Source organism: Niveispirillum sp. GW835-FHT14G11 (genome assembly GCF_058793615.1).
The window spans coordinates 35,809-60,214 of sequence record NZ_JBXAFZ010000005.1 but is presented as its reverse complement, the minus strand read 5'-3'; the positions used below and the strand labels follow the sequence as shown (position 1 = coordinate 60,214).

Annotated in this window: 14 protein-coding genes; 9 read left to right on the top strand and 5 right to left on the bottom strand. The window is 64.2% G+C overall.

What is annotated here, in order from left to right; genetic code table 11:
- Positions 1–60 precede the first annotated feature (60 nt).
- Together AC1Q7F_RS10885 and AC1Q7F_RS10880 are read left to right on the top strand one after the other, a co-directional pair.
- Positions 61–1,356 carry a YihY family inner membrane protein gene (locus AC1Q7F_RS10885; protein ID WP_492506608.1) on the top strand — a complete coding sequence of 432 codons (1,296 nt, stop codon included), beginning with the start codon at positions 61–63 and terminating at the stop codon, positions 1,354–1,356.
- A gap of 322 nt (positions 1,357–1,678) precedes the next feature.
- Entirely contained in the window at positions 1,679–4,630 is a 2,952-nt protein-coding gene (locus AC1Q7F_RS10880) for a TonB-dependent receptor domain-containing protein (RefSeq protein WP_492506606.1), read from the top strand.
- A 137-nt stretch (positions 4,631–4,767) separates the two neighbouring features.
- Here AC1Q7F_RS10880 and AC1Q7F_RS10875 read toward each other — a convergent pair whose 3' ends face one another.
- From AC1Q7F_RS10875 to AC1Q7F_RS10860, 4 genes are all read right to left on the bottom strand, one after another.
- Positions 4,768–6,603: a tetratricopeptide repeat protein gene (locus AC1Q7F_RS10875; protein WP_492506604.1), complete on the bottom strand. Its 1,836-nt coding sequence runs from the start codon at positions 6,601–6,603 to the stop codon at positions 4,768–4,770.
- Between the two features lie 3 nt (positions 6,604–6,606).
- Positions 6,607–7,356, bottom strand: a complete 750-nt coding sequence (locus AC1Q7F_RS10870) for a 2OG-Fe(II) oxygenase (protein WP_492506602.1) — start codon at positions 7,354–7,356, stop codon at positions 6,607–6,609.
- Between the two features lie 41 nt (positions 7,357–7,397).
- Positions 7,398–7,889, bottom strand: a complete 492-nt coding sequence (locus AC1Q7F_RS10865; protein ID WP_492506601.1) for an RNA pyrophosphohydrolase — start codon at positions 7,887–7,889, stop codon at positions 7,398–7,400.
- 85 nt (positions 7,890–7,974) lie between these two features.
- Positions 7,975–9,222, bottom strand: coding sequence for a pentapeptide repeat-containing protein (locus AC1Q7F_RS10860; RefSeq protein WP_492506599.1), 1,248 nt, complete (start codon positions 9,220–9,222; stop codon positions 7,975–7,977).
- Between the two features lie 353 nt (positions 9,223–9,575).
- Here AC1Q7F_RS10860 and AC1Q7F_RS10855 point away from each other — a divergent pair, with 353 nt between their 5' ends.
- The 7 genes from AC1Q7F_RS10855 (at position 9,576) to AC1Q7F_RS10825 (ending at position 20,540) form a co-directional block, all read left to right on the top strand.
- A complete protein-coding gene (locus tag AC1Q7F_RS10855) occupies positions 9,576–13,073 on the top strand; it encodes an indolepyruvate ferredoxin oxidoreductase family protein (protein ID WP_492506597.1) in 3,498 nt (1,165 codons plus the stop codon).
- Between the two features lie 29 nt (positions 13,074–13,102).
- A complete protein-coding gene (locus AC1Q7F_RS10850) occupies positions 13,103–13,345 on the top strand; it encodes a DUF4160 domain-containing protein (protein ID WP_492506595.1) in 243 nt (80 codons plus the stop codon).
- Entirely contained in the window at positions 13,320–13,562 is a 243-nt protein-coding gene (locus AC1Q7F_RS10845; protein ID WP_492506593.1) for a DUF2442 domain-containing protein, read from the top strand. The genes AC1Q7F_RS10850 and AC1Q7F_RS10845 overlap by 26 nt, the downstream gene beginning before the upstream one ends.
- A gap of 81 nt (positions 13,563–13,643) precedes the next feature.
- The gene (locus AC1Q7F_RS10840) at positions 13,644–14,603 is read left to right on the top strand and encodes a LysR family transcriptional regulator (protein WP_492506591.1); all 960 of its coding nucleotides are present in this window, start codon (positions 13,644–13,646) and stop codon (positions 14,601–14,603) included.
- A gap of 426 nt (positions 14,604–15,029) precedes the next feature.
- Complete coding sequence (locus AC1Q7F_RS10835; RefSeq protein WP_492506589.1) at positions 15,030–16,199, top strand: efflux RND transporter periplasmic adaptor subunit; 1,170 nt, start codon at positions 15,030–15,032, stop codon at positions 16,197–16,199.
- A 167-nt stretch (positions 16,200–16,366) separates the two neighbouring features.
- Positions 16,367–19,543 (top strand): efflux RND transporter permease subunit, encoded by a 3,177-nt coding sequence (locus tag AC1Q7F_RS10830; protein WP_492506587.1) that lies wholly within the window; start codon positions 16,367–16,369, stop codon positions 19,541–19,543.
- 205 nt (positions 19,544–19,748) lie between these two features.
- Entirely contained in the window at positions 19,749–20,540 is a 792-nt protein-coding gene (locus AC1Q7F_RS10825) for an SDR family NAD(P)-dependent oxidoreductase (RefSeq protein WP_492506585.1), read from the top strand.
- Positions 20,541–20,692: 152 nt separating this feature from the next.
- On the opposite strand, the gene AC1Q7F_RS10820 is transcribed toward AC1Q7F_RS10825, so the two are convergent.
- Positions 20,693–24,229, bottom strand: a complete 3,537-nt coding sequence (locus tag AC1Q7F_RS10820) for a glycosyl hydrolase 2 galactose-binding domain-containing protein (RefSeq protein ID WP_492506583.1) — start codon at positions 24,227–24,229, stop codon at positions 20,693–20,695.
- Positions 24,230–24,406: the final 177 nt, after the last annotated feature.

Below are 24,406 nucleotides of genomic sequence, written 5' to 3'. Positions count from 1 at the left end.
ATGGCCGGTCGGCCATAAATCGGGGCGCATCCTACACGAACGGAATTGAGGGTCAAACGCATGCGGCTCTGGGCAGGGTTATCATGGGAACGGGTGGCCAAGCCCTTGGCGCCGCTTGTCGATGCGGGGGCCATTCTGCGCCATGCCGCCCACCGCTTCTCCCGCGACAAGGGTTTCGTTTCCGCCAGCGCCCTGACCTACACGACATTGCTGGCCCTGGTGCCGCTGCTGACGGTGGTGTTTGCCATCTTTACCGCCTTCCCGGCCTATGGTCGGGTGCGCAAGCAGGCGGAAACGCTGCTGTTTCAGAACCTGGTACCGCAGGTGGGCGACCAGATCCAGGCCTATGCCGGCACCTTCGTGGCCAAGGCCGGGGCGCTCACGGGCTTCGGCATCGTCGGTCTGACCGCCACCGCCATATTGCTGTTCTTCTCCATCGAGAGTGCCTTGAATGCCATCTGGCGTGCGGCGGAACCGCGTCCGCTGCTGATCCGGCTGCTGTCCTTCTGGGCGGTGCTGACCATGGCGCCGCTGGTGCTGGGGGGCAGCCTGTCACTGGGGCTGGGGGCCATGGCGCAGATCAAGGTCGGCGGCTCGCCCGTCCTGATCTTCCTGCTGTCCCTTCTGCCGTTTCTGTTCGAAGCGCTGGCCTTCTCGTTCATGTATGTGGCCATCCCCAACCGGGAGGTCGGTTGGAAGGATGCGCTGACCGGCGGGGCCGTGGCGGGGGTGGCCACGGAACTGGCGAAGACCGGCTTCTCGCTCTATGTGACGCTGTTTCCCACCTACGAGGCTATTTATGGCGCTGTGTCGGTGGTGCCCATCTTCCTGCTGTGGCTTTACCTGCTCTGGTCGATCGTGCTGTTCGGGGCGGAGGTGGCGGCGTCGCTGCCGGAATGGCGGGCGGGGCGGCTGAACGGAGACGCGGGCGTCATGGGCGGCGGTCAGCGCCTGATGGCGGCCGTCGCCATCCTGGACCTGCTGCATCAGGCCAGCCGGCGCGGCGTCGGCCTGCGGCGCGAAACCATCTCACGCCGCCTGCCCGTGGGGGCGGCGATCATCGACGATATGCTGGAAATGCTGCGCAAGGCCCATTGGGTTGAGCGGTCAGCACGGGGCGCCTGGATGGTTTCACGCGATCTTCATCAGGTCACGCTGGCGGAGCTGCGCGCCGCGCTCGGCCTTGCGATTCGAGGGGAAATGGCCATGGCCGGGCGGCTGGACACCAACTGGGCGGCGCACACGGCCAGTTTGATCACAAATGCCGAGCAATCGGGTCACGCGATGCTGAACGTTTCGCTGGCAACGATTTTTGCGTCGCGAAATGACCAGGTACCCCCCTCGGAACCGGCATGAAGCCTTGGAACCGGCCTGTTACAAGGCGGTACCGGCCGGTTACAGGTGGCCGGACCGGCAAGGCGCGGAATCCCTGCGCTTCGACCTACACAAGTGCAAAGATGCAACGGTCCTTAGCAATGTGGAGTCACCAATGTGAAACACCTATTGCAAGCGCGAGAGAATAGATTGTTATTTGCGGGCAGCAGCTATGCGGCCCGCCGGTGCCTTGGTCTCTGATCCGGGAAACAGGTGGGTGGTCCAGGCCCTGAACGGGGGTCTGGTATCTGGGGCAACCCCATCGGTGTCCACCAACGGGCATCTGGAAAAGGGAAAGAGATAGATGAAGCAGTCCGTATATTCCGCGCGGTCGATCCGCAGCCTCCTGATGGCCGGTGCCGCATTCGGGGCCGTGGTTACCGCCGCTCCGGCGATGGCCCAGGAAATCGAAGAAATCGTTGTGACCGGTTCGCGCATCGCGCGTCAGGACTATCTGGCGAACAGCCCGATCACGACCGTCAACGCCGAAGCGTTCCAGAACACCGGCTCGCTGACCCCCGAAAACCTGCTGAACCAGTTGCCGCAGGTGGTTCCGGACGTCACTGGCACGTCGAACAACCCGCCGGGCCAGGGTCAGGCGCAGATCAACCTGCGTGGCCTGGGTCCCAACCGTAACCTGGTGCTGGTCAACGGCCGCCGTCCCACGCCCTCGGGCTCCGATGGCGTTGTGGACGTGAACACCGTTCCGGCCGCGCTGGTTGAGCGCGTGGAAGTGGTGTCGGGCGGTGCGTCCGCCGTGTACGGCGCCGACGCCGTGGCCGGCGTCATCAACTTCATCCTGAAGCGCGATTTCGAAGGCGTCGAAGCCGATGCCCAGTACGGCATCTCCGAGCGCGGCGACGCGCAGGAATATGCCGGCAGCTTCACGGTTGGTGGCAACTTCGCCGAGAACCGCGGCAACGTGGTGATGTCGGTCAGCTACGCCAATCGCGACGAGATGGGCAAGGGTGCCCGCGACTTCTCCGCCCAGGCGACCAGCACGACCTCCTTCTTCCCGTCGACCACCTTCGTGCCGGTCGGCACCAATGCCCCGACGCAGGCCGCCGTTGACTCGGTGTTTGCCACGTACAATGTCGGTGCGGGCAAGGTGTCGCGTACCGGTACGCTGAGCTTCAATCCCGACAAGACGCTGTTCGCGGTGGGTAACGCCACGGCTGCGTTCGACGTGCAGAACTATCGCCCCGAGGTCGATCAGACCGTCGCGCAGAACTTCTACCCGAACTTCTACAGCTTCAACTTCGAGCCGCAGAACAAGCTGATTCTGCCGCTGGAGCGCGTGTCGGTGACCTCCATGGGTCACTACAAGCTGACGGACTGGGTCGAAGTCTATGCCCAGACGATGTACACGAACTACAATGCCGCTTCGTCGCTGGCATCCAGCCCGGCCCCGACCGGCAACAACATCACGAACCCCGCTGCCGGTGCCTTCTTCACCGTGCCGGTGTCCAACCCGTTCATCCCGACCGACCTGCGCACCATCCTGGCTTCGCGCACCGGTGACAGCACGGCCCTGCCGGGTACGGGCGCCAATGAGGACTTCCTCATGCGCACCCGCTTCACGGGCCTGGGCCCCCGCGTGGAATCCTACTTCACCAACGTCTACCAGATCCTGGGCGGCTTCAAGGGCTCGCTGCCGAACGGCTGGAGCTGGGACGTCTATGGTGCGCATGGTCGCGTGGACAACACCCAGCGCCAGGACGGCAACGTCTCGGTGTCGGCTGTTGAACGCCTGCTGGACGCGCCGGATGGCGGTGCCTCGATCTGCGCCGGCGGTCTGAACCTGTTCGGTGGCAACAACTTCTCGCAGGAATGCGCCGACTACATCGCTGTGGTTGCCAAGAACACCACGACGATCGAGCATGACGTTGCCGAGTTCACCCTGTCGGGCGATCTCGATCAGCTGTTCACGCTGCCTGCCGGTTCCGTCGGGTTCGCCGTCGGCGGCCTGTACTGGAAGCAGTCCTATGAGTTCGTTCCCGATCAGGTCCTGGCGACCGGCGACGTCGCCGGCTTCAACGCCCAGGAAGGCCTGGAAGGTAGCGTTGACAACAAGGACATTTACGCCGAAGTCCTGATCCCGGTGCTGGCCGATCTGCCCGGTATCCAGGCTCTGAACGTCACCGGCGGTTATCGTTACTCCGATCACTCGGCCGCTGACACGTTCAGCAGCTACAAGATCGAAAGCGACTGGACCATCGTTGACGCCCTGCGCGTCCGTGGTGGTTACCAGCGCGCCGTTCGCGCCCCGAACATCAACGAGCTGTTCGCGCCGCAGAACGAGGACAACCCGCAGGGTTCCGATCCTTGCGATGTCACCAATCCGGCCCGTACCGGTGCCAATGCCGCTCAGGTCCGCGCGCTCTGCTTGGCCACCGGCGTTGCTCCGCAGGTCATCGACAACTTCACGCAGTTCAACGACCAGTTCGCGGCTCTGACTGGTGGTAACCCGAACCTGACGCAGGAAACGGCCGATACCTACACGATCGGTGCCGTGATCTCGTCGCCGTTCGACGTGGAGGCCCTGGACCGCTTCACGATGTCGGTCGACTACTACAGCATCAAGATCAAGAACGCGATCGGCCAGATCGATGCGCCGACCACGGTCAACCGTTGCTATGACCCGGCATTCAACCCGGACTTCTCGGCCAGCAACCCGTACTGCACGGCCTTCGTTCGCGATGCCACCGGCAGCCCGAACGACATTCAGCAGTTCCTGCGCAACCTGTCGACCTACAAGGTGTCTGGTGTCGATACCCAGGTTGATTGGGGCTTCGAGCTGCCGGACGAGGCGGGCGATCTGAGCTTCAACCTGATCGTTTCGTATCTGGACAAGTATGACACCCAGATCGCCGCTGGCGATGCCTTCGAGCATTATGCCGGCAGCATCGGCGACAGCATCGGTGATGCCCTGCCGAAGTGGAAGGGTACCTTCACGACCACCTATGTCTATGACACGGCTTCGCTGTCGCTGCGCGCCCGTTACATCGACAAGATGGATCATGAATATACCCGTAACGGTACCGATCCGGATGCGGTGGGCGTGAAGTCCACTTGGTACTTCGACATGAACGCCCGTTGGCAGATCACCGATGAGCTGGCCATTCGTGGCGGCATCAACAACCTGTTCGACCAGATGCCGCGGGAGTATGACGGCAACGTGCAGGCCGGTACCGATCCGTCGGTCTATGACGTTATCGGCCGTCGCTTCTACATGGGCATGAACGTCAAGTTCTAATGCTCTCCGGTATCCCGCCCAGGATGGCCTCACCATCCTGGGCGGGGACTGGAAACGACAAAAAAGGCGGCTTTCCCTTGTGGGAGAGCCGCCTTTTTCATGACTGACCGTTACTATCTGCGTTGGCCGGAATGACCTTACGGAACCGGCACGATGTCGAAGGCGACGGTCGTGCGGAAGGCCGGTGCGCTGAAGGGGATGGTGCCGTGCCAGAAGTAGGATGGAAACAGCACCATCATGCCTGGTTGCGGCTGCACGGCCCTGGCCCAGTCCAGCCGGGCCCCGATATGGGCGGCGGGTTCACCGAATTTCAGCCAGCCCATCCGGGTGTCCACATCGGCGCAGACATCGGGCACTTCTATATAATAGACGCCGCTGATCCAGCCGGCTGGATGGACGTGATCGGTGTGATAACCCTGATCATGCAGGCGCGCGGACCAGGAGCCGCTGAACCGGATGGTCCGCGCCATGGCACGGCGTGACAAGAAGGGGTGGGTCGGATCATCGGGTAGATTCTGGATATAGGCTGCCGTCGCCGTTTCGATCATCCGCTGCAGGTCGCGCAGGGAGGCCGGCAGGTCGGGGCGTCCGAACAGGATCTCCGATGTCTGGGTGCCGTGTCGCAGCGTCTGGTCGATCGGGGCATCCACCGTGCTTTCATGCATCTCCAGCAGGTCGGCCAGCAGTCGCGCATTGAAGGCGTTGATGGATGGATAGGCGGGCGGCGGCGTCAGGATCGTTTGCCCGATAAGCCGGTCGTAATCATTCAGCCAGGTCGCCTCCGTCTCCCGCTTGGCCAAGCGCAGTGCCAAGCCGCGCAGGGCCAGCGCCTTCTGGTCGGTGGGCGCCTGACGCAGCAATGTATCGCAACTGTCCAGGGCCAGGACCGGATCACCCATGCGCAGCGCCGCCTCCGCCACGCCCCGCAGGGCGATATCCGCGCCTGGCGTGATGGTCAGCACCCTATTGAAGGCCAGCACCGCTTCGGCCGGGCGATCCAGGCTGAGGTGCAGACGGCCCAGGGCCGCCAAGGCCGGAGCATCACCCGGCGACAGGTCCAGGATGTAACGCAGGGTGGCTTGCGCACCGTCCAGCATGTGGAACCGTATCTGGGCCTGCGCCAGCATCAGCAGGGTATCCAGGGAATCCGGATGCCGTTCAAGGGCGGCCGCGTAGGAGGCCAGCGCCTCTTCATGCCGACCCAGACGCCAGAGCAGGTTCGACAGATTGTCGTGTGCTTCGCCATTGGCAGGATTGAGCGCCAGGGCCTGCCGATAGGCGCCGATGGCTTCATCATTTCTGTTGAGGGCGGTCAGCGCATTGCCGAGATTGTGCCACGTCTCCCAATAGCCGGGATCGAGCGTCAGGGAGCGCTGGTAACAGGTTGCCGCCTCCTCGTAACGGAAGCGATGCTTCAATGCCAGGCCCAGATTCATATGCGCCTTGGCCGAGCCCGGCAGCAGATGCACGGCCCGCTCCAGCGCTTGTGTCGCCTCCTCATGCCGGTCCAACTGCATCAGGGTGACGCCGCGATTAATCCAGGCCGGACCGTAATTGGGGTTGAAACCAAGCGCCTTGTCGATGGAAGCGAGGGCGTCGATGGGGCGGCCAAGGGCCGAAAGCGCCTTGGCCCGGTTGAACCAGGCCTCCACATAGCCCGGATTCTGCCGCAGCGCGGCGTCATACTGTTCCAGCGCCACACCGTGCCGCCCCAGGTCGAGCAGCACGTTCCCCAGGTTGTTCAGCACATGTGGCTGGCGTGGTGACGCCGCCAGGGAACGTCGCATCCATTGCTCAGCATCCACCAACCGGCCGGCGGCCTTGGCGATCAGGCCGCGCAGCTGCATGGCGTCGTTATTGCGCGGGTCCAGCGCCAGGACCCGTTGAAACAGAGCATCGGCCTGATCGCGCCGCCCGGCCTGCTGTGCTTCCAGGCCTTGCTTCAACAATTGCGCAATCTGTGCCTTGATCATGCTTCATTCGCCATTCGTTTTGTCGCGCAACCAGCCTGTCAGGCCATATCGGCCACCGGCGGCGAAAGGGGCGACATAGCTGACATGGTGCCAGATCGGCACATGGAACAGGTTCAGCGTGTTGAAGCAGGGGGTGAACCCCTCAATCACCTTGCCATCCTCATCCATGAATTCCAGGATACCGCCCCATTCCGTGCGCCATTCCGGTGTCATGTTCAGCACATAGGCCAGACGCCGCCCCTTGTAGGTATGGTCGCGGTCGGTATGGCGCGACAGGAAATGCCCGGCCTTGAACAAGGTGGCCTGGGAATCGGCCATGTCGATGGACGGCACCTCTGAGATATAGCGGATGAAGTCGAGAAATTCCGGGCTGTTGAAGAATTCCACGAACTTGAAAACATAGAGGTCGGGGGCGATCTTCTTGTGAAGAAGATCCCAGATCGGGTAATTATGGTAAAGGAACTGATAGTCGTAGCGAGCCTTGTTGTTGATATAGTCGGTTAACCACTGGCTCTGTGCCGGGGTCATCGCTGCCACCTGGATCGGGTGCATGGCGTGTACTTTTTCATCCCCGTCGCTGAAGATCGTGTTCCATTCGATCTCCTTATCAAGGCAATGGTAAAGCCGTTCGGCGACCTGCGGAGGGAAAATCTCTGGGATCTGCACGCGGCGGCGTTGCCGGAGCTGTTCGCGGATAGCGTCGCGATCAAGATCCTTGTTGAGATGGACGGGGGGAAAGGTCCGTTTCGTCATGGTCGTTCCGCGGAAAGGACGGGAGTGCCGGGGCGACGGGGTCAGGGCTGGGCAGTGGCCAGATGGCCCAGTTCGGCCACCACCTGTTCATAGGTGGCGCGCTTGAACGGCACGATCAGTGCCGCCAGCTTGTCCAGCGGTACCCATTGCCAGGCGTCGAATTCCGGATGGGCGGTGGCGATATTGATATCGGCGTCGGTGCCGGTGAAGCGGCAGGCCACCCATTTCTGGGTCTGGCCCCGGTACTTGCCGCCCCAGACCTTGCCGATCAGGTGCGATGGCAGGTCATAGGAAAGCCATTGGCCGCTTTCGGCCAGCAGGGTGGCCTTGGCGGTGCCGATCTCCTCCTCCAGCTCACGCAAGGCGGCATCGGCAGCGGTCTCGCCCTTGTCGATGCCGCCTTGGGGCATCTGCCAGGCGTCGGGCGTATCAGTACGCTTGGCCACGAAGATATGGCCGTCCTTGTTGATCAGCATGATGCCGACGCAGGGACGATAGGGCAGGGTGCTGGGGTCGGGCTTGTGCTTGGCCATTTTTATCGATCTTTGGATTGCTGCTGACGCATGTTGGCTGCCAGCCTAGCCCAGCGGTGGGGCCGGCGTCATCTGTCGCGATGTGTCAACGGCGTGCGCGGCGCAATTCCGGCAAGGTGGCGGTGCCGCTATCCAGCACAGCCCCCCGCAGGTCGGCGGCGGCGAAATTGCCGTCGGCGAAATTGGCCCCTTCCAGCTTCGCACCCCGCAGGTTGGCCCCGCGCGCGTCGGCACCGGCCAGATTGGCCCCGCGCAGGTCGGCGGCCCAGTCGCGGCCCGTGGATTTACCGTCGGCATCCCGCAGGGACACCGGGCCGAATTGTGCGTCGAGCAAGCTGGCCTCCCGCAGGTCGGCCCGCGACAGGTTGGCGCCGTCAAACACCCCGTCCCGCAACTCGGCCCCCCGGAAACTGCACCCTGTCAGCTTGGCCATGCACCAGACGGAACCGCGCAGGTTGGCCTTGTCGAAGCGGCCATAGGTGATTTCCGCTCCGGAAAGGTCACAGCCCGTCAAATCCGCGCCCGACAGGTCGGGGCGCAGCAACACCATGCGCAACCCTTCCCGTCCGTTGCTGATGATCCAGCGCTGATGCTCGGCGATGGCTTCGCGAACGTCAGGTGCCAGTTTGCCATGGTCGGCGCTGAACGCCGCGCCGTCGGTGTAGGCGGCCTTGAAATTGGCAGCGTTGGGGGCAACGTTGCGCAACCTGGCTTCGCGCAGGTCGGCGCGGGCAAAGTCCGCCCCTGTCACCTGCGCATTGTCCAGGATGGCACCCTTCAGTTTGGCATCCATGAAGCTGGCGCCCCGCAGATCGGCCCCGGACATATTGGCGGCGAACAGATGAGCGCCAGACAGGTTGGCGCCTGCGAGGTTGACATTGCGCAGGTCCGCCCCGGAAAGATCGGCCCCGGCCAGCGAGGCACTGGACAGGTCGGCGCCGGACAGATCGGCGGTCTGCACCACCTTCTGCTGTACCTTGCCGACCCAGATTACCAACTGGCCTTGCCGCAGGTCGGCACGGTCCAGACAGGCGCCACGCAGATGGCAACCGGCCAGATTGATACCGCGTAGATCGGCACTGACCAGGCTGGCCCCCACCATATCAGCGCGGGCTAGATTGGCGCCGAACAGGTCTGATCCATCCAGAACGGCCAGACGCAGGGCGGCATCTTCCAGGTTCACGCCGCTGAGCAAGGCGTTACGCATATCGGCACTGGCCAGATTTTCACCGCGCAGATCCTGCGACTTCGCCTCCAGCCGTCTACCGCCGGGACGTCCTTCCAGAAAACGCTGATGCAGGGTCAGCATCTGTCGAAGGTCGAAATCCGCCACCACAGCCTTGCCATCCTGGTTGCCGACACGCCCGTCCGGAAACCTTGATTACCATGAAAGAAGGTTAACGCCGTGCCCGATTCCTATGCGCGAAAGGATAGATCGGGGCGTTGACGCACCGCGCGCGGCTCCCACCCGAATCGGCAATTTCCCGCCGCATTGCGATGTCGCATCGCAGCAGTAATAAACCACCCCATAGCCCGGAAATCCATGCACGAATCCACGCGTCATTCACCCCGTTTCGGATCGAAAATAAGTCAGTAGCATTGACCTATTTTGTGGGTTACGGTCAACCCCGACAGGGTCAATAATCGGGCTTCGATAGAGCGGCCCGATAGGGGAGGGTATTAAGAATGGCCAACGCCGCCCGCACGCTTGCCACCGTCTCTCTAGACGACAAATATACCCTCCAGCAGGGTCGTGCCTTTATGAACGGCACCCAGGCATTGGTGCGCCTGCCCATGCTGCAACGGCAGCGGGACCAGGCGGCGGGTCTGAACACGGCCGGCTTCATCTCCGGTTACCGCGGTTCGCCCCTGGGTGCCTATGACCAGGCGCTGTGGCAGGCGAAGAAATTCCTGGCTAAGGGCAATATTCATTTCCAGCCCGGCGTGAATGAGGAACTGGGCGCCACGGCCGTCTGGGGCAGCCAGCAGGTCAACCTGTGGCAGGGTGCTAAGGTCGATGGCGTGTTCGGCATCTGGTATGGCAAGGGGCCGGGCGTGGACCGGTCCATCGATGCCATCAAACATGCCAATTTTGCGGGCACCAGCCGGCATGGCGGCGTGCTGGCCTTCGCCGGCGATGACCATAGCTGCAAATCCTCCACCCTGCCGCACCAGTCGGACCAGGCCTTTATCCATGCCTTCATGCCGACCATCAACCCGGCCGGGGTGCAGGAATTCCTGGATATGGGTTTGGTCGGCTTTGCCTTGTCACGCTATTCCGGCGCCTGGGTGGGCTTCACCTGCATCGCCGATACGATCGATACCACGGCCATCGTCGATATCGATCCGGCCCGTCTGGTGATCCAGGAGCCCACGGATTTCGAGCTGCCGCCCGGCGGGCTGAATATCCGCCTGCACGACACGCCGCTGATCCAGGAAGCGCGGATGATCGATTGGAAGCTGGACGCCGCCCGCGCGTTCGCCCGTGCCAATCACCTGGACAAGATCGTCTTCGGCCACCGTGCCCCGCGCCTGGGCCTGGTCACCATCGGCAAATCCTATCTCGATGTGCGCCAGGCGCTGGACGAGTTGGAGATCAATGAGGAGATGGCGCAGGCCTGGGGCCTGGGCATCTACAAGGTGGCCATGGCCTGGCCGCTGGAACCCCAGGGCATGCGCGCCTTCGCCCAGACCACCGAGGAATTGCTGGTGGTGGAGGAAAAGCGCTCCGTCCTGGAGTTCCAGATCAAGGAGCAGCTGTTCCACTGGCAACAGCGTCCCCGCGTGCTGGGCAAGACCGACCATACGGGCAAGCCCTTGTTCACGGAGAAGGCGGAACTGAGCCCCGTGGACATCGCCCGCGTGCTGGCCGCGCGTCTGCTGTCCTTCGGGCCCAATGATTACGTAGCGGAGCGGCTGGCCCGCATGGAGCATCGGGTGCGGCAGAGCACGCCGTCATCGACGGTGGTGCGCACGCCGTTCTTCTGCTCCGGTTGTCCGCACAACACCTCCACCCGCCTGCCGGAAGGCAGCCGGGGGCTGGCCGGTATCGGCTGCCATTACATGGTCACCTGGATGGGCCGCGGCACCGACGTGTTCAGCCAGATGGGCGGCGAGGGTGTGCAGTGGATCGGCCAGTCGGCCTTTTCCGGCGAAGACCATGTCTTCGCCAATCTGGGCGACGGCACCTATTTCCATTCCGGGCTGCTGGCGGTGCGCGCCGCCGTCTCGGCCAAGGTCAACATGACCTACAAGATTCTCTATAACGACGCGGTCGCCATGACGGGCGGGCAGCCGGTGGACGGCACCCTGTCGGTCTATGACATCGCCCAGCAGCTGGATGCCGAAGGTGTGGCCCGCATCGTGGTGGTCAGCGACGGGCCGGAGAAGTACGGCCTGGGCCGCGGCCTGCCGCACGGCACCAAGATTTTCCACCGCGACGAACTGGACCAGGTGCAGCGCGATCTGCGCGAGGAGAAGGGCGTCACGGTCATCATCTATGAACAGACCTGTGCCGCCGAGAAGCGCCGCCGCCGCAAGCGCAACAAGTACCCCGATCCCGCACGCCGTGTGGTGATCAACGAGCTGGTCTGCGAAGGCTGCGGCGATTGCTCCGCCAAATCCTCCTGCCTGTCGGTGGTGCCGGTGGAGACGGAGTTCGGCCGCAAGCGTCAGATCGACCAGTCCAGCTGCAACAAGGATTTCAGCTGTCTGAAGGGCTTCTGCCCCAGCTTCGTGACGGTGGAGGGCGGTTCGTTGAAGAAGCCCAAGCCGGCGGCGGCGAAGGGGGAGGATTGGGGCCCGCTGCCCGAACCGGTGATCCCGGTGCTGGACAAGCCCTGGAACATCCTGGTCACCGGCATCGGCGGCACGGGTGTGGTCACCATCGGCGCCATCCTGGGCATGGCCACGCATCTGGAAGGGCGCGGCTTCACGGCCATGGATATGGCCGGCCTGGCGCAGAAGGGCGGGTCGGTGACCAGCCATCTGCGCATCGCCGAGCGGCCGGACCTGATCCATGCCAACCGCATCGTGGCCGGTGGCGCTGATCTGGTGCTGGCCTGCGACATCGTCGTGGCGGCCAATGCCGACGCCCTGTCCAAGATGGCGGCGGGGCGCACCCGGGCCGTAGTGAATACGGCGGAGACGATGACGGCCGCCTTCATCGCCAACCCGGACGCCAATGTGCCCTCGGCCAGCCTGACCCGCACCATCGCCTCGGCGCTGGGTGGGGTGGATGCGGTGTCGGCCATCGATGCGCAGAAGATCGCCACGGCCCTGTGCGGCGACAGCATCGCCACCAACCTGTTCATGCTGGGCTATGCCTATCAGCAGGGCCTGATCCCGACGTCGGGTGCGGCCATCGAAAAGGCCATCGAGATGAATGGCGCGGCCGTGAAGATGAACACGGACGCCTTCCGCTGGGGCCGTCGCGCCGCCATCGACCTGGGCCGCGTGCTGGAGGCCGCCGCCCCCAAGCCCGACAAGTCCGGCGCCTTCGGCCATCGCCGCGCGTCGGAAACCCTGGCGGAGATGGTGGAGCGGCGCGTCGCCTTCCTGACCGATTACCAGGACGCCGCCTATGCCGGCCGCTACAAGACGCTGGTGACCCGTGTGCAGGCGGTGGAGGCCGAGCGCACGCCCGGCCGCGATGCCCTGTCGCGCGCGGTGGCCCGCTATTTGTTCAAGCTGATGTCCTACAAGGACGAGTATGAGGTGGCGCGCCTTTACAGCGACGGCCGCTTTCACGCCCAAATCGCCAGCCAGTTCGAGGGCGACTACAAGCTGAAATTCCATCTGGCCCCGCCGGCCACCGCCCCGCGTGACCCGGTTACCGGCCACCTGAAGAAGCAGGAATTCGGGCCGACCATGATGCTGGGCTTCAAGATGCTGGCCCGGCTCAAGGGCCTGCGCGGCACCAGCCTGGACATGTTCGGCCGCAACCCGGAACGGGTGATGGAGCGCCAGCTGATCACCGACTATGTCGGCGTGGTGGAGGAACTGCTGGCCGGCCTGTCGCCCGCCAACATGCATCTGGCCGCTGACATCGCCGCCATTCCGGAGAAGATCCGGGGCTATGGCCATGTGAAGGAAGAGCATCTGGCCAAGGCCAAGGCGGAGGAAGCCGAACTGCTGTCCCGCTGGCGCCGCCCGGTGCCGCCGGTCAGCGCGGCGGCGGAGTGAGGCTGCAACGGCGGTAACCGGGGGAAGGCATGCCAACAATCCTGCGTCTCGACGGTTACCGCTTCTTTTTCTACTCTCTTGAAAATGACGAGCCGCCGCATATTCATATCGAGTATGGTGACAAGACGGCGAAGTTCTGGACTGACCCTGTGCAAATGGCCGAATCCCATGGGTTCCGGTCGCATGAGGTGACAAGGTTGCGGGCTATGGTAATCGCCCATCGCGTCAAGTTCGTGGAGGCGTGGCATGAGCACTTCGGCAATCCGCCTTGATCCCGCCGCGACATCGGTTCGGGTGGATGACCACGCCCTGCATGTCGTTCTGGCCGATGGGCGGGAACTGGCCGCACCGCTGGAATGGTTTCCCCGGTTGCGCGATGCCGATCAGGCCCAGCGCGCCAACTGGCGGCTGATCGGTCGGGGGCAGGGCATCCATTGGCCCGACCTGGATGAGGATATCTCCGTCAAAGGGTTGATGCGGCTGTCCTGATCCCTGTGACGGGCCGCATAGCCGCAGCCCGACCGGGCGGCTATGCTGTGCGGCTTACCAGCGGTGTTGCCAGAGGGCTATATGGACAAGTTGCAGGCCATGCAGGTCTTTGTGCAGGTGGTGGAGCTGAACGGCTTCGCGCGGGCTGCCGACAAGCTGGGCCTGCCGCGCGCGTCGGTCACCACCATCATCCAGAACCTGGAGGCCCATCTGGGCACCAGCCTGCTTCAGCGCACCACCCGCCGCCTGTCGCTGACCGCCGATGGCGAGGCATTTCATGAGCGCGCCATCCGCATCCTGGCGGAGGTGGAAGAGGTGGAGACGGGCTTCATCGAGGGGCGCCGTCATCCCAAGGGGCGGCTGCATGTCGATATGCCCACCTCCATCGGTCGGCTGGTGGTGATCCCGGCATTGCGGGAGTTCCATGCGCGCTATCCGGATATCGAGTTGAAACTGGGCATGAACGACCGGCAGATCGACATCGTGCAGGAAGGCGTGGATTGCGTGCTGCGGGTGGGGGAACTGGCCGACAGTTCACTGATCGCCCGGCGCCTGGGCCTGTTGTCGCGGGTCACCTGCGCCAGCCCGGCCTATCTGGAGAAGCACGGGGTGCCGCGCGGCCTGGATGACCTGACCGCTCATCAAGGCGTGCGCTATTTCTCCCCCAATCTGGGCAACCGCTCCTACCCGTTCGAATTCAGGACCGACGGGGCCAATGTGGAGATCCCGCTGAAGGGAGCGATCTCCGTCAATGACAGCGAGGCCTATATCGCCTGCGGCCTGGAGGGCTATGGCTTGATGCAGCCGGCCCTGTTCATGGTGCTGAGCCAGTTGCAGAGCGGTGAGCTGGTGGAGGTGCTGCCCGAGTTCCGGCCGCCGCACATGCCCATCGCCGCCGTCTATCCCCAGAACCGCCAGCCGTCGCAGAAGGTGCGGCTGTTCGTGGATTGGGTGGTCAGCCTGTTCGAGAAATGCCCGCTGTTGCAGGGTTCGGACAAGGCGTTCGATTGCTATCGGCAGGAGACGCGGGGCGCTGCTTGATTGTTCGTTCCAGACGAATTGTCTGCTCAGAAAAACCGACTTTATTCATGGCGCCTGATGGGTGATGCTGCACCCGCTCACATGCCTCCGGATGTTCATCCGTGGGGCTGATCCTGTTTATCACATTGAACCAAAAGGACTTCCCTTGCCGTCCAAAATTGCATGGGTGGCAGATGAAAAAGATTTAATGAGTGCGACGGCCATCACAGCGGCACCGCAGCAAACCCGATAAAAGCGAGAATTGAGGGAGCTTCATCCGACCGGGTGCGGTTCCGAAACCCAAAACCAGAGTTGTTGGACAGGGGCTCCGGATAGCCGGCGCCCAGCGGCGGAGCTGTCACAGGCAGGCCAGCCGTTTCGTGATCCCCCGCCGGTGGCGGCGGCGGGAAACCCTTGTCCGCGCTCTTTTGCTCAGGAGCTGACTCAATGTCTGTTACGCGCAGCAAGCTGGCCTATCTGATGGCCGCCGGTGTGTCGCTGGCCGTGATCGCCGGCGTCTCCATCCAGGGACAGGCCGAGGACAAACCCGTCGCCATCGCCGCCGCCCCCGCCGTGGAGGTGGATGTGGCCCCCGTCGTGGCCCGCAAGGTGGTGGACTGGCAGAGCTATTCCGGCCGGCTGGAAGCCGTGGAACGCGTGGATATCCGTCCCCGCGTCTCCGGCACCATCACTGAGGTCCACTTCAAGAACGGCGCCCTGGTGAAGAAGGGCGACGTGCTGTTCACCATCGACCCCGCCCCCTATCGCGCCGAGGTCTCCCGCGCCGAGGCGCAACTGGCCGCAGCCCAGGCCCGCGTCCGCTTCGCCGGCGCTGAACTGGAACGCGCCACCAGGCTGGTCGCCGACAGCACCATCACGCGCCGCACCCTGGATGAGCGGGAGCATAATGCCCGTGACGCCCAGGCTACCTTGCGCGGCGCCCAGGCGGAGTTGGAGGTGGCGCGGCTGAACCTGGGCTATACCAGTGTCACCGCCCCCATCAATGGCCGCGTTTCCCGCGCGGAAATCACTGTGGGCAATGTGGTGGCGGCCGGGGCCGGGGCGCAGTCACTGACCACCCTGGTCTCCGTCTCCCCCATCTATGCGTCGTTCGATGTGGATGAGCAGACCTATCTGCGCCATATCGCGTCGGTGAAGGATCAGGCGGGCGTGCCCGTACAGCTGGGCCTTGCCAACGAGGCGGAATATTCCCGCAACGGCACCGTCGATGATGTGGACAACCGGCTGGATCCCGTGTCGGGTACCATCCGCGTCCGTGCCCGCTTCGACAATCCCGACGGCATGCTGGTCCCCGGCCTCTATGCCCGGATCAAGGTGGGCGGGTCGGACCCGCAGCCGGCGGTGATGGTGGATGAACGTGCCATCGGCACCGACCAGGACAAGAAATTCGTGCTGGTCGTCGGTGACGACAACAAGGTCTCCTACCGCCCCATCCTGCTGGGCAGCCGGCAGGAAGGCCTGCGCATCGTCACCGGTGGCTTGCAGCCGGGCGAGCGCATCATCGTCAATGGCATTCAGCGCGCCCGTCCCGGCGACGTGGTGAAGCCCAAGGCGGTGGCGATGGAACGCCCGATCACGCAGGTGGCGGCGCGGTAACGCACGCTCTTCATTCTCTACCGTCACCCCGGCGAAGGCCGGGGCCCAGATCACAAGCGCCTTGCTCAACGACTTGGGCCCCGGCTTCCGCCGGGGTGACGGTAGGATATTGTCTGACATTTAAGCCCACCCCATTCCGCACTCCCTCGCGGAGCCCGAGGCTTGCCATGAACATCTCCCGTTTCTTCATCGACCGGCCCATCTTCGCGGGTGTGCTGTCAGTGGTCGTCTTCCTGGCAGGGTTCATCGCCCTGTTCCAGTTGCCCATCTCCGAATATCCCGAGGTCGTGCCGCCGTCGGTGGTCGTGCGCGCCCAGTATCCGGGTGCCAACCCCAAGGTCATCGCCGAAACCGTCGCTTCGCCGCTCGAAGAGCAGATCAATGGCGTCGAGGACATGCTGTACATGCAGTCCCAGGCCAACAGCGATGGCAACATGGCCCTGACCGTGACCTTCAAGCTGGGCACCGACCCGGATCAGGCCACGCAGCTGGTGCAGAACCGTGTGTCCCAGGCGCTGCCGCGCCTGCCGCAGGATGTGCAGCGGTTGGGTGTCACGACCGTCAAGTCGTCGCCGACCCTGACCATGGTCGTGCATCTGCGCTCGCCCGATAACCGCTATGACATGACCTACCTGCGCAACTACGCCGTCCTGAATGTGCGCGACCGTCTGGCGCGCATTTCCGGGGTGGGCGAGGTGCTGTTGTGGGGCTCGGGCGACTATGCGATGCGCGTCTGGCTGGACCCGAACAAGGTGGCCGAACGCGGCATGACGGCCAACGACGTCATCAATGCCATCCGCGAGCAGAATGTGCAGGTGGCCGCTGGCGTCATCGGTGCCAGCCCGTCGGTGCCCGACGCGCCGTTGCAGCTGTCGGTCAATGCCCAGGGCCGGTTGAAGACCGTCGAGGAATTCCAGGACATTGTCCTGAAGACCGCCGACGGTGCCGTCACCTATCTGCGCGACGTGGCGCGGGTGGAACTGGCCGCCTCGCAATATGGCCTGCGCTCCCTGCTGGACAACCAGCCGGCGGTGGCCATCGCCATCAACCAGGCGCCGGGTGCCAACGCGCTCGCCATCTCCAACAATGTACGCGAGGCGATGGCGGAGCTGCAGGGCGACATGCCCGACGGCGTGGAATATTCCATCGTCTATGACCCGACCCGCTTCGTGCAGGCCAGCATCGACGCCGTGATCCATACGCTGCTGGAAGCCATCGCCCTGGTGGTGCTGGTGGTGATCGTGTTCCTGCAGACCTGGCGCGCGTCCATCATTCCGCTGCTGGCCGTGCCGGTGTCCATCGTCGGCACCTTCTCCCTGATGCTGCTGTTCGGCTTCTCCATCAACGCCCTGTCGCTGTTCGGCATGGTGCTGGCCATCGGCATCGTCGTCGACGACGCCATCGTGGTTGTGGAGAATGTGGAGCGTAACATCTCCGAAGGCCTGGCGCCTAAGCAGGCCACCTACAAGGCCATGCAGGAGGTGAGCGGTCCCATCATCGCCATCGCCCTGACCCTGGTCGCCGTGTTCGTGCCGCTGGCCGCCATGTCGGGCCTGTCGGGCGAGTTCTACAAGCAGTTCGCGATGACCATCGCGATCTCCACCGTCATCTCCGCCTTCAACTCGCTCACCCTGTCGCCGGCTTTGTCGGCGCTGCTGCTGAAGAGCCATCATGACAAGCCGGATTGGCTTTCCCGGGCCATGAACAAGGTCCTGGGCGGCTTCTTCCGGGGTTTCAACCGCGTGTTCCAGCGCGGGTCGGAAGCCTATGGCAAGGGTGTCGGCGGTGTGGTCCGGCGCAAGGGCGCCATGATGCTGGTCTATGTGCTGCTGCTGGGCCTGACATTCGTGCTGGGCCGGGCGGTTCCGGGCGGCTTCGTGCCGGCGCAGGACAAGGAATATCTGATCGCCTTTGCCCAGTTGCCCACCGGCGCCTCCCTGGACCGCACCGAGGACGTGATCCGCACCATGACCGACATCGCGCTGAAGCAGCCCGGTGTGGCCAGTGCGGTGGCCTTCCCCGGCCTGTCGGTCAACGGCTTCACCAACTCCTCCTCCGCCGGCATCGTGTTCACCACCCTGAAGCCGTACGAAGAGCGGCAAAAGCAGGGCCTGTCGGCCAATGTCATCGCCACCAGCCTGCAGCAGCAATATAATGGCGTGAAGGAAGCCTTCGTGGCTGTGTTCCCACCGCCGCCCGTTATGGGCCTGGGCACGCTGGGCGGGTTCAAGATGCAGCTGGAGGATCGCGGCGCGCTGGGGTATGAGGCGCTGGCCAAGGCCACCAATGATTTCGTGATGAAGGCGCGCCAGACGCCGGAGCTGGGGCCGACCTTCAGTTCCTATGAAATCAACGTGCCGCAGCTGGACGTGAACCTGGACCGTGTGAAGGCCAAGCAGTTGGGCGTGCCCGTCACGGATGTGTTCGAAACCATGCAGGTCTATCTGGGCTCGCTCTATGTCAACGACTTCAACACGTTCGGCCGCGTCTATCAGGTGCGGGTGCAGGCCGATGCCCCGTTCCGTGCCCATGCCGACGATATCGGCCTGCTGAAGACCCGCAATGAGCAGGGCACCATGGTGCCGCTATCGTCGCTGGTGACGGTGACGCAGAGCTATGGCCCGGAAATGGTCGTGCGCTATAACGGCTATACCGCCGCCGACATCAATGGTGGTCCGGCGCCGGGTTACTCCTCGGGTCAAGCCGAGGCGGCGGCGGAGCGCATCGCGGCAGAGGTGTTGCCGCGCGGCATCAAGTTCGAATGGACGGACCTGACCTATCAGCAGATCCTGGCCGGCAATGCCGCCCTGTGGGTGTTCCCGATCTCCGTACTGCTGGTGTTCCTGGTGCTGGCCGCCCAGTATGAGAGCCTGACCCTGCCGCTGGCCATCCTGATGATCGTACCGATGAGCCTGATGTCGGCCCTGGCCGGCGTCTGGATCACGGGAGGGGACAACAATATCTTCACCCAGATCGGCTTCATGGTGCTGGTCGGATTGTCGGCGAAGAACGCGATCCTGATCGTGGAATTCGCCCGCGAACTGGAACATCAGGGCCGTACCGTGGTTCAGGCGGCGATCGAGGCCAGCCGGTTGCGCCTGCGCCCCATCCTGATGACGTCGATCGCCTTCATCATGGGCGTGGTGCCGCTGATCACCTCCAGCGGGGCCGGGGCGGAGATGCGCCATGCCATGGGTGTCGCCGTGTTCGCCGGCATGCTGGGCGTGACCCTGTTCGGCCTGCTGCTGACCCCGGTCTTCTATGTCCTGCTGCGCTTCATGGTGGGTGGCCACCGTCAGCAGAGCCAAGCGGAAGTCCCGGTGCAGATGGTCCCGGCGGAGTGATCCCGCCCGGTTGATGCCAGGTAGAAAGCCCCCGCCGGAGCGATCCGGCGGGGGCTTTTCCTATCTGGTCCCCGGATGCGCGAACCGGGATCATTTGTGCCTATAATTCACAAATATTGTGCTGACGCTCCGGATACCGCGACGGTCGTGCCGGGCTTAGATTGATCTTCATGAACATCAACCGGCGACCAACAGGAGTTTCGCCATGGACTTGCAGATCAAGGGCAAGAAGGCCCTCGTCACCGGTTCCACCGCCGGCATCGGCCTGGAAATCGCCCGCCTTCTGGCCAAGGAAGGGGCATCCGTTGTCGTGTCCGGCCGCGACCGTGCCAAGCTGGACCAGGCGGTGGAGAGCATCCGTGCGTCAGGCGCGGCGGACGTCACCGGCGTGCTGGCCGATGTGACGGTACCGGCGGGCGTGGATGCGCTGCTGGCCGCCGTGCCATCGGTCGATATCCTGGTCAACAATCTGGGTATCTATGAAAGCAAGCCGTTCGCAGCGATCAGCGATGCCGACTGGCAGCTTTATTTCGACGTCAATGTCATGAGCGGCGTGCGCCTGACCCGGCATTATTTCCCGCTGATGCTGGAACGCAATGACGGCCGGGTGATCTTCATCTCCAGCGAGACCGGGCTGGCCGTCGATCCCGGCATGATCCATTACGCCATGACCAAGACGGCGCAGCTGTCCATCGCCCGTGGTCTGGCCGCCGCTGCCAAGGGCACGCGCGTCACCGTCAATTCCGTGCTGCCCGGCCCCACCCGGTCGGAAGGCATTGTCGGCTTCCTGAAATCGGTGGCCAGCAGCCCCAACGTGACGGATGCCCAGGCCGAAGCGGAATTCTTCGCCGGTGCGCGGTCAGCATCGCTGCTGCAGCGGCTGATCGAGGCGGAAGAGGTGGCGAACATGGTGGCCTTCCTGGCCAGCCCGCTGTCCGCCGCCACCAACGGTGCGGCCATCCGCGTGGAAGGCGGGTTGGTCAATACGCTGGCGTGAGGCGCGGGGCACCGTCGTTCCCACCTTCTCTACCGTTACCCCGGCGAAGGCCGGGGCCCAGAATCACAGGCGCTTTGCTCCACGAACTGGGCCCCGGCCTTCGCCGGGGTGACGGTAGAATTTACTGAAATATCAGTGCCTTGAACCTTTTATCAAGGAGTGATCGTCACCGTCACGCTGGTCGGCTGAATGTTCCAGCCCCGCAACGCGACCATCGGCGTCCCCGTCCCGCCGGCGCTGGCCGAATAGGTCACGGTGACCTGCCGCGTCTCGCCGGGCAGCAGCGTGACGTAATTGTCGCCGATATAGGCGGGCAGGATGCGGCTGCCATCGGCCTTCTGCGGGGTCAGCTTGGCCAGCAGGGCGGGCGCCGTCCCCTGGTTGGACAGAGTGACATCCAATACAACCTCCCCATCCGTCCCGACCTTGCCCTTGGCCGACAGGGTGACGGGGACGGCGGGCAGTTCGTTCAGGCGCTGGTGGGCGGGGGCATCGGCTGCCACCCAATAATCGTTTCGCGAGAGGACCGTCCCGGCCTTGTCCTTCAGTTCCAGGCTGACCAGCACCAGCTTTTCCGCCGCCAGCGCCGCTTTCAGGTCCAGCGTGAAGGGATGGACGGCGGCGCCGGCACTGGCATCAACGGTATCCGTCCGGTCGGATAGCGCCTTCCCGGCCACCGAACGCACCCGCGTGGACAGGGTCAGGCCCTTCAGCGCCGTTTGGGTGTTGTTGACCAAGGTGATGCGATGGTCGGGCAGGTCCAACTGCGCATGCACCGGTTCCGACGCCTTCTTGACGCCATAGAAGGCGCCATGGGTGTCGTAATCATGGGTCAGGATCTGCCACATGGTGCTGGGCCAGGCGGGCTGGGTCATCCACAGCATGCGGCCGGAATGCTTGGTCCACAGGCTGGCATTCATGCCCTCGAAGATGGCGCGGTAGCCCTCGTAATTCAGCATCTGGGCCTTGCGCTCGAAATCCTCCAGGCTGGTGGCGGGGCCGAACTTAACCGCCATGGCATCCATGAAGGTCTGGGTGGCGCCGTTCCCGGTCTGGTGCCAGTCATGATAGGCCCAGGTGTCGGAGATCGGCCATTGCTCGCTGGCCGGAACGGCGGCCTTGAATGCCTCCAGCGTCGGGAAGGACGGCGTGCCCAGCTCCACCGAGAAGCCCTGGGCGTGTTCGGTGAAATAGGTGTCGGGCTCGCGGTAATTATAGGGCCCGCTGCCGGCCAGATTGACGCGGTTGGACGAGCCGGTGAAATGGCGGGTGCCATCCTCCGCCCGGATCATGTCGGCCAGCGCCTCGTTCAGGATCGGCTGCGGCACGCCCTCATTACGCCCGAACCACAGCACGATGGACGGGTGATGGCGATAGCGGCGCACCGTGTCCGTGGCGTTGGCCATGAACAGCGGCACGTCTTGCGGTTCCAGCTGGTAATCCTGGGTGCTGGCCCAGAAATCGTTCAGGACCATCAGGCCGTATTCGTCGGCCAGATCGAAGAATTCTTCCTCCGTGTTCTGGCCCACCCAGTTGCGGATGACATTGACATGGGCGTCGCGGTGCAGGCGGAAATAGGGTTCCAGCCTGTCCTTGGCCACCCGCTTGCGCCAGTCGTCGGTGCCCCAGTTGCCGCCGCGCGCCGCGATGCGCACGCCGTTCACCTTGATCACCAGATGCGGCGACAGTTCGGCGGCGTCGGCCGGGGTGACGGCGGGGGAGTTTTCCGCACCGGGATAAAGCGAGGCGGCCCAACCGTCGGGCACCTTGCGGATGCCCTCATGGCTGACATCGATGATCTTCTCCCCGCGCGCCTTGGCATCGGTCAGATCGACCTCGACCCGGCGCAGGGCACCCTTCTGGTCCATCAAAGACAGTTCATAGGTGATCTCGCGGATGCCGAAGCGGATATCGCGGCTGTCGGATGGCTGGCTGTCCGCCGCTACGCTCACCTTCATGTCGTGCAGTGCCGGCTCGCCATAGCCGTTGGGCCACCAGAGCTTGGGGTTTTTTACCGACAATTGCGGGAATTCGGTCGGCGACAGGGTGACGGCACCGCCGCCGGCCGGGATACTGGCCTGCTTGGTGACGGTGATGCCATCGAAACTGGCGGTCACGGTGGCGTTGACCGGCTTGCCCGACAGGTTCCACATCGGGACCGTGACGGTGACATCGGCGACCGAACCGTCGTTGCGGGGCAGCGACGTAACAATCTGTGTATCGCCCAGGCGCAAATCGCCCGTGGCGCGCAGGGTCACCCCCCGCCACAGGCCGGTATTGCGGTCGCGCACCGACGGGATCCAGTCCCAGCCCTCAGACGCCACGAAGGTGGGGCCGTCCAGCGCCATGATGCCACCATTCTCTCCCACCGCCGAGGTAAGGCTTTCCTCATGCGGCAAGCCGGGGCGCGGCGGCGGGCTGACGCGGATGGCCAGGGCATTGGGCTGGCCGGGTTTGGCGATGCCAGTCACATCGAACCGGCCACGGATGAAGGCGCCCTTCATGCTGCCCAGCCGTTGGCCGTTCAACCAGACCTCCGCCTGATAATTCACCCCGTTCAGCACCAGCTGCAGGCGCTTGCCGGTCTGGTCGGCCGGCACGGTAAATTCCGTGCGATACCAGTAATCCTGCTTGTTCAGGCTTTCCGGGATGGCCAGGTTGTTCAGCCCGTAGTCGGGGTCGGGATAGACACCGCGTTCCACCAGGGTGGTCAGTACCGTACCGGGCACCACCGCCGCATACCAGGATTTGGCATCATATCCCGGTTGCGACAACGCAACCCCGTCGGCCGCGACCTTCGGCGCCTCCACCAGCTTCCAGGCGCCCAGCACCCATTCCCCGGCAGCCTTGAGCGCCAGGGCGGGGGTTTCCACCACGGGTTTGGCGACGGGGGCGGAGAAGCCGGTCTTGGATGTCGGCCGTGTCCAGGGGTCCTGCGGGGCCACCTGTCCATACATCTGCCGCACCTGCACGGGCCAGGTGGGGGCACCGCTTTCGAAATTGGTCAGGTCCACAACGGGCTTGGGACCACCTGCCAGCGCCTTCACCTCATCCGCCGACAGGGCGCGGGGCAGGGCGGTGAAGCCGGCCAGCCGGCCGGTGAAGGGCACGGAAGCCGTGGATACGAAGGGGGTCGTAAGGCTGCGGCGCGGGCCGAGTTGGATCTGCGCTCGGGCGGCCTGGGTCTGCAGCTCGCCCGATGCCACTTCGCTTCCATCGGCATAGAGACGGGCGCGGGTACCATCGTAGCTGGCGGACAGGAAGGACCATTGCCCGGCGGCGGGTGCCTTGCCGCCGCTGATGACCTTCGATCCCGCGACCAGGGCCGGCTTGCCATCCATCAGCGCCAGGAACCAGGCCGGCGCCTTGCCGTCTGCCGTGGAGAAGCCGCCTAGCAGGCTCTGTCCCTTGGCGGGAGCGGCTTCGCCCTGTACCCAGCCATACAGCGTGAAGGGGGCGCCGGCCGGAACCGTGGCGGGGGATTGCTTTTCGTCCAGCTTGGGCTTTGCGATACCGTCGCCGCCGGCCGGGAATTCCGCGTCGAACGGGCCGAAACTGCCCGGTCCCGCCGCGCCGCTGCCACCCAGCCCCTGATGCGCCTGTCCCCAGGCCAGCGGCACCGCCAGGCCGGCGGCCAGCGTTGTCATCATGGACGTGCGCAGCCAACGGCGCAGAACTGCCTTCTTCATCGCGGTTTCCTTCCCTGCCGGCCCCTGTTCCGGGGCCTTTTGATCATGAACGCAACCGATCCCGATATGACCGACAGCGATGTCAAAATAAGTAAATCAAATTTCATAATTGGGAAAGGGTCAAGGCGGGCCGCCTGTGGCTTTTGTCCGCTGCCCCGCACCAGGGATGGCTGGGTG